At 65.7% G+C, this 11,700-nt stretch carries 11 protein-coding genes; 4 read left to right on the forward strand and 7 right to left on the reverse strand.

Annotated features, from left to right (window positions below; genetic code table 11):
• Positions 1 to 4: 4 nt before the first annotated feature.
• Both glyS and glyQ read right to left on the reverse strand, forming a co-directional pair.
• Positions 5 to 2,059, reverse strand: a complete 2,055-nt coding sequence (glyS, locus tag WCE05_RS09595; protein ID WP_253091324.1) for a glycine--tRNA ligase subunit beta — start codon at positions 2,057 to 2,059, stop codon at positions 5 to 7.
• Positions 2,056 to 3,003 carry a glycine--tRNA ligase subunit alpha gene (gene glyQ, locus WCE05_RS09600; RefSeq protein ID WP_225789933.1) on the reverse strand — a complete coding sequence of 316 codons (948 nt, stop codon included), beginning with the start codon at positions 3,001 to 3,003 and terminating at the stop codon, positions 2,056 to 2,058. Before glyQ ends, glyS begins: the two co-directional genes overlap by 4 nt.
• A gap of 83 nt (positions 3,004 to 3,086) precedes the next feature.
• Between glyQ and WCE05_RS09605 the strand changes: the two genes are divergently transcribed.
• A complete protein-coding gene (locus WCE05_RS09605) occupies positions 3,087 to 3,638 on the forward strand; it encodes a DNA-3-methyladenine glycosylase I (RefSeq protein WP_225789934.1) in 552 nt (183 codons plus the stop codon).
• A 41-nt stretch (positions 3,639 to 3,679) separates the two neighbouring features.
• Positions 3,680 to 4,567, forward strand: coding sequence for a lysophospholipid acyltransferase (locus WCE05_RS09610; RefSeq protein ID WP_225789935.1), 888 nt, complete (start codon positions 3,680 to 3,682; stop codon positions 4,565 to 4,567).
• 274 nt (positions 4,568 to 4,841) lie between these two features.
• Here the strand turns inward: WCE05_RS09610 and WCE05_RS09615 are convergent, their stop codons facing one another.
• The 5 genes from WCE05_RS09615 to def are packed head-to-tail and all read right to left on the reverse strand — an operon-like array spanning position 4,842 to position 9,376.
• Positions 4,842 to 5,159 (reverse strand): tetratricopeptide repeat protein, encoded by a 318-nt coding sequence (locus tag WCE05_RS09615; RefSeq protein ID WP_225789936.1) that lies wholly within the window; start codon positions 5,157 to 5,159, stop codon positions 4,842 to 4,844.
• Positions 5,160 to 5,170: 11 nt separating this feature from the next.
• Positions 5,171 to 6,544, reverse strand: coding sequence for a Trk system potassium transporter TrkA (gene trkA, locus WCE05_RS09620; RefSeq protein ID WP_225789937.1), 1,374 nt, complete (start codon positions 6,542 to 6,544; stop codon positions 5,171 to 5,173).
• 25 nt (positions 6,545 to 6,569) lie between these two features.
• Positions 6,570 to 7,880 carry a 16S rRNA (cytosine(967)-C(5))-methyltransferase RsmB gene (rsmB, locus tag WCE05_RS09625; protein ID WP_368815810.1) on the reverse strand — a complete coding sequence of 437 codons (1,311 nt, stop codon included), beginning with the start codon at positions 7,878 to 7,880 and terminating at the stop codon, positions 6,570 to 6,572.
• Positions 7,877 to 8,809, reverse strand: a complete 933-nt coding sequence (fmt, locus tag WCE05_RS09630; RefSeq protein ID WP_368815811.1) for a methionyl-tRNA formyltransferase — start codon at positions 8,807 to 8,809, stop codon at positions 7,877 to 7,879. The genes rsmB and fmt overlap by 4 nt, the downstream gene beginning before the upstream one ends.
• Before the next feature lie 60 nt (positions 8,810 to 8,869).
• The gene (gene def / locus WCE05_RS09635; RefSeq protein WP_225789940.1) at positions 8,870 to 9,376 is read right to left on the reverse strand and encodes a peptide deformylase; all 507 of its coding nucleotides are present in this window, start codon (positions 9,374 to 9,376) and stop codon (positions 8,870 to 8,872) included.
• Between the two features lie 209 nt (positions 9,377 to 9,585).
• Between def and dprA the strand changes: the two genes are divergently transcribed.
• Positions 9,586 to 10,683, forward strand: coding sequence for a DNA-processing protein DprA (dprA, locus tag WCE05_RS09640; RefSeq protein ID WP_368815812.1), 1,098 nt, complete (start codon positions 9,586 to 9,588; stop codon positions 10,681 to 10,683).
• Positions 10,684 to 10,720: 37 nt separating this feature from the next.
• Positions 10,721 to 11,278 (forward strand): L-threonylcarbamoyladenylate synthase, encoded by a 558-nt coding sequence (locus tag WCE05_RS09645; RefSeq protein WP_225789942.1) that lies wholly within the window; start codon positions 10,721 to 10,723, stop codon positions 11,276 to 11,278.
• Positions 11,279 to 11,700: the final 422 nt, after the last annotated feature.

An 11,700-nucleotide genomic window follows, 5' to 3' on the forward strand; every position in this document is an offset into this window, starting at 1 on the left:
GGCCTTACCCCAGCATCGAGATGTCGGCCACGCCCAGGAACAGGCCGCGCAGGCGGCTGAGCAGGGCATAACGGTTGGCGCGCACCTTGGCGTCCTCGGCGTTGACCATCACCGCCTCGAAGAAGGCGTCGACCGGGTCGCGCAGGGCTGCCAGGCGAGCCAGGGTCTCGCTGTACTGGCGCGCCGCAGCCATGGGCTGCACGGCCTGGTCGGCCTGCTGGATCGCCGAGTACAAGGAGAACTCGTTGGCATTGTCGAAGTACTTCGGCTCGACCTGTTCGGCGATGGCGCCTTCGGCCTTGCCCAGCAGGTTCGACACGCGCTTGTTCACCGCTGCCAGGGCCTCGGCCTCCGGCAGCTTGCGGAACGCCTGCACAGCCTGCACACGTTGGTCGAAGTCGAGCGCCGAACCTGGCTTGAGGGCCCGTACCGCGAGGTAGGTGGCGACATCGATGCCTTCGTCCTCGTAACGCGCACGCAGGCGGTCGAAGACGAACTCCAGCACCTGCTCGGAAAGGCCAGCGGCCTTGACCTTGGCGCCGTACTGGGCGACGGCGAAGTCCACGGCTTCGGTCAGGTCCAGGTCCAGCTGCTTCTCGATCAGGATGCGCAGCACGCCCAGGGCGGCACGGCGCAGGGCGTACGGGTCCTTGCTGCCGGTGGGCAGCATGCCGATGCCGAAGATGCCGACCAGGGTGTCGAGCTTGTCGGCCACCGCCACGGCGGCGCCGGTCAGGGTCTGTGGCAGCTCGGCGCCGGCACCGCGCGGCATGTACTGCTCGTTCAGGGCCAGGGCGACGTCTTCCGGCTCGCCATCGTTGAGGGCGTAGTAGTAGCCGGCGATCCCCTGCATTTCAGGGAATTCGCCGACCATCTCGGTGGCCAGGTCGCACTTGGACAGCAAGCCCGCGCGGCCAGCACGCTGGGCATCGCCGCCGATGCGCGGGGCGATGAACGCGGCCAGCTTGGAAACGCGCTCGGCCTTGTCGTAGACCGTGCCCAACTGGGCCTGGAACACCACGTTCTTCAGGCGCTCGTTGAAGGTTTCCAGCGGCTGCTTCTTGTCTTGCTTGAAGAAGAACTCGGCGTCGGTCAGGCGCGGACGCACGACCTTCTCGTTGCCCAGCACGATCTGCTTCGGATCGTGGCTCTCGACGTTGGCCACGGTGATGAAGCGCGGCAGCAGCTTGCCTTCGCTGTCCAGCAGGCAGAAGTACTTCTGGTTGTCCTGCATGGTGGTGATCAGCGCTTCCTGCGGCACCTCGAGGAAACGCTCCTCGAACGAGCAGACCAGCGGCACCGGCCACTCGACCAGGGCGGTCACTTCGTCCAGCAGCGCCGGCGGCACGATGGCGCTGCCTTCCTGCTGCAGGGCCAGCTCGGCGACACGCTTGGCGATCAGTTCGCGGCGCTCGGCGAAATCGGCCAGCACGTAGGCCTTGCGCAGGTCCTCGACGTAGTTGGCCGGGGTGGTGATGACCACATTCTGCGGGTGGTGGAAACGGTGGCCACGGGACTCGCGACCGGCCTGCTGGGCGAGGAGGGTGCAGTCGACCACCTGGTCACCGAGCAGCATCACCAGCCACTGGGTCGGGCGCACGAACTCTTCGCGGCTGGCGCCCCAGCGCATGCGCTTGGGGATCGGCAGGTCGTTGAGCGAATCCTCGACGATGGTCGGCAACAGGCTGGTGGTCGGCTTGCCCGGGATGTGCTGGGAGAAGCGCAGCTTGGCGCCGCTCTGGTCGATCTCGGCGAGGTCGACGCCGCACTTCTTGGCGAAGCCCAGGGCGGCCTGGGTCGGGTTGCCCTCGGCGTCGAAGGCGGCCTGGCGGGGCGGGCCGTCGATATTGATGCTGCGGTCAGGCTGCTGCACGTCCAGCTGGCGGATCAGCACGGCCAGGCGACGCGGGGCGGCATAGACCTGCTTGCCGGTGTAGTTCAGGCCAGCGGCCTGCAGGCCTTTCTCGATACCGGCCAGGAAGGCGTCGCCCAGGCTGGCGAGGGCCTTGGGTGGCAGCTCTTCGGTGCCCAGTTCGACCAGAAAATCTTGAGCACTCATTGTGCAGCCTCCAGCTTAGCCAACACTTCGTCACGCAGTTCAGGGGTGGCCATCGGGAAGCCCAGGCGCGCACGGGCTTGCAGATAGCTTTGCGCCACGTCCCGGGCCAGGGTACGCACGCGCAGGATGTAGCGCTGACGCTCGGTCACCGAGATGGCGCGGCGGGCGTCGAGCAGGTTGAAGGTATGGGAAGCCTTCAGGACCATTTCGTAGGTCGGCAGCGGCAGTTCCAGCTTGATCAGGCGGTTGGCTTCGCTTTCGTAGAAGTCGAACAGTTCGAACAGCTTGTCGACGTTGGCGTGCTCGAAGTTGTAGGTCGACTGCTCCACCTCGTTCTGGTGGAACACATCGCCGTAGGTGACCTTGCCGAACGGGCCATCGGCCCAGACCAGGTCGTACACCGAGTCGACGCCCTGGATGTACATGGCCAGGCGCTCCAGGCCATAGGTGATCTCACCGGTGACCGGGTAGCACTCGATGCCGCCGACCTGCTGGAAGTAGGTGAACTGGGTGACTTCCATGCCGTTGAGCCAGATTTCCCAACCCAGGCCCCAGGCACCGAGGGTCGGCGATTCCCAGTTGTCTTCGACGAAGCGGATGTCGTGGACCAGCGGATCCAGGCCGATCGCCTTCAGCGAGCCCAGGTACAGCTCCTGGAAGTTGGCCGGGTTCGGCTTGAGCACCACCTGGAACTGGTAGTAGTGCTGCAGGCGGTTGGGGTTCTCGCCATACCGCCCGTCGCCTGGACGACGGCTGGGCTGCACATAGGCGGCGTTCCAGGTTTCCGGGCCGACGGCGCGCAGGAAGGTAGCGGTATGGAATGTGCCGGCGCCTACTTCCATATCGTAGGGCTGAAGCACCACACAACCTTGCTCCGCCCAGTACTGCTGCAGGGCGAGGATCAGGTCTTGGAAGGTACGCACGGCTGGCGTAGGCTGGCTCACGAAATTCACCTGTATCTGGGGATGCGGATGTAAAGAGCGGGAGTATAACCTGATTCGCCTCGCCCTCTACTCATTGGAGCCTTATGCCACGCTGCTTTTGGTGTACCGACGATCCGTTGTACCAGGCCTATCACGACCAGGAGTGGGGAACGCCGCAGCGTGACCCGGCGTTGCTCTTCGAGATGCTTTTGCTCGAAGGGTTCCAGGCCGGGCTCTCCTGGATCACCGTATTGAAGAAGCGCGAGCGCTACCGGCAAGTGCTGCACGGCTTCGACCCGGTGCAGCTTGCGCAGATGAGCGACGAACGGATCGACGCACTGATGCTCGACCCTGGCATCATCCGCAACCGCCTCAAGCTCAACGCCGCCCGGCGCAATGCCCGGGCCTGGCTGGCTGTGGATAACCCTGGCGAATGGCTGTGGTCGTTCGTCGGCGGTGTGCCGAAGGTCAACCATTTCAAGGACCGTAGCGAAGTGCCGGCGGTCACCGACGAGGCCAGGGCCATGAGCAAGGCCCTGCAGAAAGCCGGTTTCACCTTTGTCGGCCCGACCATCTGCTACGCCTTCATGCAGGCCACCGGCATGGTCATGGACCACACCACCGACTGTGATCGCTACGCCGCCCTGCTGCGCTGAAAGGTTACAATGCGCGCCTTGCAGAAATAAGGAATCGGCCTGTGGAAAAATTCAAGGGCGCCCTGATGGTCGGGGTGCTGCGACTGTTCGCCAAGCTGCCCTGGAGCGCGGTACAGCGCGTCGGCGCGGGTATCGGCTGGCTCATGTGGAAGGTCCCCAACGGCTCGCGCAACGTGGTGCGCATCAACCTGGCCAAGTGCTTCCCGGAGATGGACCCGGCCGAACGCGAGAAGCTCGTCGGCCGTGCGCTGATGGACATCGGCAAGTCCTTCGTCGAGAGCGCCTGTGCCTGGATCTGGCCACCGCAGCGTTCGCTGGAGCTGGTCAAGGAGGTGCACGGCCTGGAAGTGCTGGAGCAGGCCCTGGCCTCGGGCAAGGGCGTGGTCGGCATCACCAGCCACCTGGGCAACTGGGAGGTGCTGAACCACTTCTATTGCAGCCAGTGCAAGCCGATCATCTTCTACCGCCCGCCCAAGTTGAAGGCGGTGGACGACCTGCTGCGTGAGCAGCGGGTGCAGATGGGCAACCGGGTGGCGCCTTCGACCAAGGAAGGCATCCTCAGCGTGATCAAGGAAGTGCGCCGTGGCGGCCAGGTGGGCATTCCCGCTGACCCGGAGCCGGCCGAGTCCGCCGGGGTGTTCGTGCCGTTCCTCGGCACCCAGGCCCTGACCAGCAAGTTCGTGCCGAACATGCTGGCCGGCGGCAAGGCCGTGGGGGTGTTCCTGCATGCCCTGCGCCTGCCCGATGGGTCGGGGTTCAAGGTGTTCCTGGAGGCGGCGCCGCAGGAGATGTACAGCGAGGACGTGACGGTGTCGGCGGCGGCCATGAGCAAGGTGGTCGAACGCTATGTGCGCGAGTACCCGAGCCAGTATATGTGGAGCATGAAACGCTTCAAGAAGCGCCCGGCGGGCGAGGCGCGCTGGTACTGAGTGGCGCTGGGCCCGATGCCTGCCATTTGGGGCTGCTTTGCAGCCCATCGCCGGCAAGCCGGCTCCCACAGGGGCCGCGTAAAGCCACTATCAGTTCTCTGCGTGACAGCGCAGCCCAAAGGTTGGGTAATCTCCCACAGCGTCCTCTGCATGCCACATGATTTGCGCGCAGCACTGGCCACCCCTGTGGGAGCCGGCTTGCCGGCGATGGGGCGCGAAGCGGCCCCAAAGGCAACTGAACGTTCTGAAGCGGCACGGCGCCCTGCAAGGTTTTTCAGGGCTTCGACGCTTTATCCAGCCTCTTGAGATACACCATCATCTCCCGCTCGGCCTGCTTGTCGCCATGGCCCTGCGCCGCCACGATCCCCTCCTCCCAGGCCTTGCGCGCCGCCGCCAGGTCGCCCTGCAGCTGGTACGCCTTGCCCAGCAGCTTCCATGCCGCCGAATACTTCGGATCATGCTCGACGCAACGCGCCAGGTGCACGGCCGCCTCGGCACCGTTGCCTTCGTCGAGCCAGGCCTTGCCCAGGCCGAATCGCAGCAGGGCGTTGTCCACACCCTTGGCCAGCATCTTCTCCAGTGATTCGCGCATGCTGCTTCCTCCTAGAAGAAACTCAGCCCCACGTGGAACAGCTTCTCCACGTCACGGATATGCTTCTTATCCACAACGAACAGGATCACATGGTCGCCCGCCTCGATCACCGTGTCGTCGTGGGCGATCAGCACTTCCTCGTCGCGGATGATCGCGCCGATGGTGGTGCCCGGCGGCAGGGCGATGTCCTCGATGGCCTTGCCGATCACCTTGCTCGACTTCGAGTCGCCATGGGCCACCGCTTCGATGGCCTCGGCCGCACCACGGCGCAGGGAATGCACGCTGACGATGTCGCCACGGCGCACGTGGGCCAGCAGGGTGCCGATGGTGGCCAACTGCGGGCTGATGGCGATATCGATGTCGCCGCCCTGGACCAGGTCGACATAGGCCGGGTTGTTGATCAGCGTCATCACCTTGCGTGCACCCAGGCGCTTGGCCAGCAGCGAGGACATGATGTTGGCCTCGTCGTCGTTGGTCAGGGCCAGGAACACGTCGGCGTCGGAGATGTTCTCCTCGAGCATCAGGTCCTTGTCCGAGGCGCTGCCCTGCAGGACCACGGTGCTTTCCAGGGTGTCGGAGAGGTGGCGGCAACGCGCCGGGCTCATCTCGATGATCTTCACCTGGTAGCGGCTCTCGATGGCCTCGGCCAGGCGTTCGCCGATCTGTCCACCACCGGCGATGACCACGCGCTTGTTGGTTTCGTCGATACGGCGCAACTCGCCCATCACCGCGCGGATGTGGCCCCTGGCGGCGATGAAGAAGACTTCGTCGTCGGCCTCGATCACCGTGTCGCCATGGGGCTTGATCGGCCGGTCGCGGCGGAAGATCGCCGCCACGCGGGTATCGATGCTCGGCATGTGGGCGCGGATCTGGCGCAGTTGCTGGCCCACCAGGGGGCCACCGTAGTAGGCCTTGACCGCCACCAGCTGGGCCTTGCCCTCGGCGAAGTCGATCACCTGCAGGGCACCGGGGTGCTCGATCAGGCGCTTGATGTAGTTGGTCACCACCTGCTCGGGGCTGATCAGCACGTCCACCGGGATGGCTTCGTTGTCGAACAGCTCGGCGCGCGTCAGGTAGGCGGATTCACGCACCCGGGCGATCTTGGTCGGGGTGTGGAACAACGTGTAGGCGACCTGGCAGGCCACCATGTTGGTCTCGTCGCTGTTGGTCACCGCCACCAGCATGTCGGCATCGTCGGCACCGGCCTGGCGCAGCACCGTGGGCAGCGAGCCACGGCCCTGCACGGTACGGATGTCGAGGCGGTCGCCGAGGTCGCGCAGGCGGTCGCCGTCGGTGTCGACCACGGTGATGTCGTTGGCTTCGCTGGCCAGGTGTTCTGCCAACGTACCGCCTACCTGCCCTGCGCCGAGGATGATGATCTTCATCGCGAGTCCTGGTCCTTGTGCTTGCTTATCCGCGCGAGGCGGCGATCTTGATCAGCTTGGCATAGTAGAAGCCGTCGTGGCCGCCTTCCTGGGCCAGCAACTGGCGACCATGGGGTTGGCGCAGGCCAGCCTCGGTCGCCAGGTCCAGCTCGCGGGCGCCTGGGGTGCGGGCGAGGAAGGCGTCGATCACGTCGGTGTTTTCCGTCGGCAGGCTCGAGCAGGTCGCGTAGAGCAGCATGCCACCGACTTCGAGGGTCGGCCACAGGGCATCGAGCAGCTCGCCTTGCAGGGCGGCCAGGGCCGGAATGTCGTCGGCCTGGCGGGTCAGCTTGATGTCCGGGTGGCGGCGGATCACGCCGGTGGCCGAGCACGGAGCGTCCAGCAGGATGCGCTGGAACGGCTTGCTGTCCCACCAACTGGCTGTGTCGCGGGCATCGCAGGCGATCAGCCGGGCGTCGAGGCCCAGGCGCTCGAGGTTCTCGCGGACCCGCGCCAGGCGCTTCTCTTCCAGGTCGATGGCCACGACCTCGCCCAGGCCGGCCTCGGCTTCGAGCAGGTGGCAGGTCTTGCCACCCGGTGCGCAGCAGGCATCCAGCACGCGCTGCCCGGGTGCCAGCTCCAGCAGGTCGGCGGCCAGTTGCGCGGCTTCATCCTGCACGCTGACCCAGCCTTCGGCGAAACCCGGCAGGCCGCGTACGTCGCAGGCCTCGGCCAGCAGGATACCGTCGCGGCTGTACCGGCAGGGGCTGGCGGCGATACCGGCCTCGGCCAACAGGGCCAGGTAGGCGTCGCGGCTGTGGTGGCGACGGTTGACCCGCAGGATCATCGGCGGATGGGCATTGTTGGCGGCGCAGATGGCCTCCCACTGCTCGGGCCAGAAGGCCTTGAGCGACTTCTGCAGCCAGCGTGGGTGAGCGGTGCGTACCACTGGGTCGCGCGCCATGCCCGCGAGGATGCCCTCGCCTTCGCGCTGGGCGCGGCGCAGCACGGCATTGAGCAAGCCCTTGGCCCAAGGCTTCTTCAGTTTGTCGGCGCAGCCGACGGTCTCGCCGATGGCGGCGTGGGCCGGGATGCGCGTATAGAACAGCTGGTACAGGCCGACCAGCAGCAACGCCTGCACGTCGCTGTCGGCGGCCTTGAAGGGCTTTTGCAGCAACTGCGCGGCCAGCAGCTCCAGGCGTGGTTGCCAGCGGGCGGTGCCGAAGGCCAGGTCCTGGACCAGGCCCCGGTCACGGTCCTCGACCTTGTCCAACTGCGCCGGCAACGAGCTGTTCAGCGAGGCCTTGCCACTGAGCACGGCGGCCAGGGCGCGGGCGGCGGCCAGGCGTGGGTTCATTGGCCGAGTACCTTGTGGCTGGCGAACTTCTCGCGGCGGCTGTTGAACAGGTCGCTAAAGCCCAGGGCCTTGCCGCCGGGCAGTTGCAGGCGGGTCAGGCACAGCGCCTGCTCGCCGCAGGCGACCACCAGGCCATCCTTGCTGGCGCTGAGGATCTCGCCGGGGGTGCCCGTGCCTGTGGACAAGGTCGCGGCCAGGACCTTCACGCTTTCCCCGTCGAGGGTGCTGTGGCACACCGGCCACGGGTTGAAGGCGCGGATCAGACGTTCCAGCTCGACAGCCGGGCGGCTCCAGTCGATGCGCGCCTCGTCCTTGTTCAGCTTGTGTGCATAGGTGGCCAGGGCATCGTCCTGCACCTCGCCTTGCAGGCTGCCATCGGCAAGGCCGGCGATGGCCTGCACCACGGCGGGTGGGCCCATCTCGGCGAGGCGGTCGTGCAGGCTGCCGCCGGTGTCCTCGGCGCCGATGGGGGTAACCACCTTGAGCAGCATCGGGCCTGTGTCCAGGCCGGCCTCCATGCGCATCACGGTGACGCCGCTCTCGGCGTCGCCCGCTTCCACGGCGCGCTGGATCGGCGCCGCGCCGCGCCAGCGCGGCAGCAAGGAGGCGTGGCTGTTGATGCAGCCCAGGCGCGGGATATCGAGCACCGCCTGGGGCAGGATCAGGCCATAGGCGACCACCACCATCAGGTCTGGGGCGAGCGCGGCGAGCTCTGCCTGGGCCTCGGCGCTGCGCAGGGTCGGCGGCTGGAACACCGGGATGTCGTGGGCCATGGCCAGTTGCTTGACCGGGCTGGGCATGAGCTTCTGGCCACGCCCGGCCGGGCGGTCCGGCTGAGTGTAGACGGCCACCACGTCATAGGGGCTGTCGAGCAAGGCATTGAGGTGTTCGGCGGCAAACTCTGGTGTGCCTGCGAAGACGATGCGCATGGAGTTCTCGCTTCAAAAAAGAAAAAGGCTTGCCGTGGCAAGCCTTCTGGAAGGGGTGGATCAGGCTTGCTGGCGGTGCTGCTTTTCCAGCTTCTTCTTGATCCGGTCGCGTTTGAGCTGTGACAGGTAATCGACGAACAGCTTGCCGTTGAGGTGGTCGCACTCATGCTGGATGCACACCGCCAGCAGGCCCTCGGCCTCCAGCTCGTAGGGCTTGCCATCGCGGTCCAGGGCCTTGACCCGGACACGCAGCGGGCGGTCGACGTTCTCGTAGAAGCCAGGCACCGACAGGCAACCTTCCTGGTACTGGCCCATGTCGTGGGTCAGTTCCTCGATCTCGGGGTTGATGAACACGCGCGGCTCGCTGCGGTCCTCGCTCAGGTCCATGACCACCACGCGCTTGTGCACGTTGACCTGGGTGGCGGCCAGGCCGATGCCGGGGGCTTCGTACATGGTTTCAAACATGTCATCGATCAGCTGGCGCAGGGCGTCGTCGACTTCCGTCACCGGTTTGGCGATGGTGCGCAGGCGCGGGTCCGGGAATTCGAGAATGTTCAGAATGGCCATAGGGGTCAGGCAGTCACTGTGCGTTCGGTTGAAAACTGAACATACATAATAAAGGGAAACGGGGAATTCGGCACCTGGCAAAGCTCGGCTAGGGTGTGAAAGGACGCCTCGTCCCTCATTCGATGGACAGGTTGTCAAAGTATTATCAACAAAGTTATCCACAGGTTGTGCCACGTGGATACCCCTCTGTCGATCAAGGATGATCCGTCATGACCCCACCCCTTTGCGCCGCTTGCCCACCTGCCGAACTGGAGGCGCGATTGCGCCTGCATCGTCTTCCCGAAGTGGGGGCGCGGCGCTTGCGTACCCTGATCGAAGCCTTCGGCAGCGCCTCGTCGGCACTCACGGCGCCGGCCAGCGCGTGGCGTTCGCTGGGGTTGCCCGCAGCCTGTGCCGAGGCCCGCCGCAGCGCCGAGGTGCGTAACGGTGCCAACGCTGCAATGGCCTGGCTAGAGCGGCCCGAGCAGCATTTGCTGATGTGGGACGACCCTGCCTATCCGGCCTTGCTGGCCGAAACGGACGATGCTCCACCGCTGCTTTTCGTCGCGGGCAACCCGGCTTTGCTGGAGCGGCCACAGCTGGCTATCGTTGGGAGTAGACGTGCTTCACCCCCTGCCCTGGATACCGCTGCTGCGTTTGCCCGGTGCCTGGCCCGGGCTGGTTTCACCATCACCAGCGGGCTGGCGCTGGGGGTGGATGGCGCCGCTCATCGGGCCGCGCTGGAGGCCGAAGGGCAGACGATCGCCGTGCTTGGCACGGGCCTGCAAAAACTTTATCCACAGCGCCACCGTGAGTTGGCCCAGGCGATTATCGACAGGGGCAGCGCGCTCGTTTCCGAGTATCCCCTCGATGCCGGGCCGCTCGCTGGCAACTTCCCCCGGCGCAATCGGATCATCAGCGGCTTGTCGTTGGGCGTGCTGGTGGTGGAGGCGAGCCTGGCCAGCGGCTCGCTGATCACTGCCCGGCTGGCTGCCGAGCAGGGGCGGGAGGTCTATGCGATTCCAGGTTCGATCCATCATCCCGGTGCCAAGGGCTGTCACCAACTGATCCGCGACGGCGCGCTGCTGGTGGAAAGCGTGGAACAGATCCTGGAAAGCCTGCGCGGCTGGCAGAACCTGCCTCCCGCGCCTGTGGACGAACCCGATCATCCGTTGCTCGCCCTGCTCCTGGCGGCCCCCCAGACCAGCGAAGGGCTCGCCCAGCGCAGCGGCCAGCCGCTGGCCCAGGTGCTGGCCAGCCTCACCGAGCTCGAACTGCAGGGGCGGGTCGGTAATGAAGCCGGGCGTTGGTTTGCCCGGGCCGGCTAAGTAAACTGCGCGTCAGCCTTTATGCGGAGAGACGACGATGGTGAGCAGTTGGCGTGTGCAACAAGCCGCACGTGAGATTCGGGCGGGCGCGGTGATCGCCTATCCGACGGAGGCGGTCTGGGGCCTGGGCTGCGACCCGTGGAACGAAGACGCGGTGTATCGCCTGCTGGCGCTCAAGTCGCGGCCTGTGGACAAGGGGCTGATCCTGGTGGCCGACAATATCCGCCAGTTCGATTTCCTGTTCGAGGATTTTCCACAGGACTGGATCGACCGCATGGGCAGTACCTGGCCGGGGCCGAACACCTGGCTGGTGCCGCATCAGGACCTGTTGCCCGAGTGGGTGACCGGGGAGCATGACACCGTGGCGCTGCGGGTCAGCGATCATCCGCTGGTGCGGGAGCTGTGCGCGTTGGTAGGGCCGCTGATCTCGACCTCCGCCAACCCCGGCGGGCGCCCGGCGGCCAAGAGCCGGTTGCGGGTGGAGCAGTATTTCCATGGCCAGCTGGACCTGGTGCTGGGTGGGGCGCTGGGGGGGCGCAAGCATCCGAGCGTGATTCGCAATCTGGCGACTGGGGAAGTCGTTCGACCGGGGTAACCGGTTGTTCTCGGCGGGGGCTACGCCCCCGATTCGTGGGCAAGCCCCGCCCAGAAAACCCCGCAGACTTTTCTGATTCTGGCCTGAATAGCTATCTGACTCGCAATTCGGGAAGTATCCTACGAACCTTGTCGACCGCCATCACCTTCTCAGTGGGAACTCCTGCCTCTAGGCTCCAGACCGTCGCCGAACAACTTGGCGATCGGGTGTGGTAACCCGGGCAGGGGAGATCTTGACAGTCAATGGTGGCTGTACGCGGGAGGCTTCGTGCCTACCGGGCATCCGAGATCTCCCCCGGTTTACCACCCCGTGTACAGCTACCACCTATCCGTGTGGTAACGGATGCGTGTCGGCCTTGATGCGAGATCTCATGATGAAAAAAATAGTACCCGACCCACCTTTACCCTCCACCACCACCCACC

The organism is Pseudomonas sp. I2 (assembly GCF_040984075.1).
GTDB classification, from domain to species: Bacteria; Pseudomonadota; Gammaproteobacteria; order Pseudomonadales; family Pseudomonadaceae; genus Aquipseudomonas; species Aquipseudomonas guariconensis_B.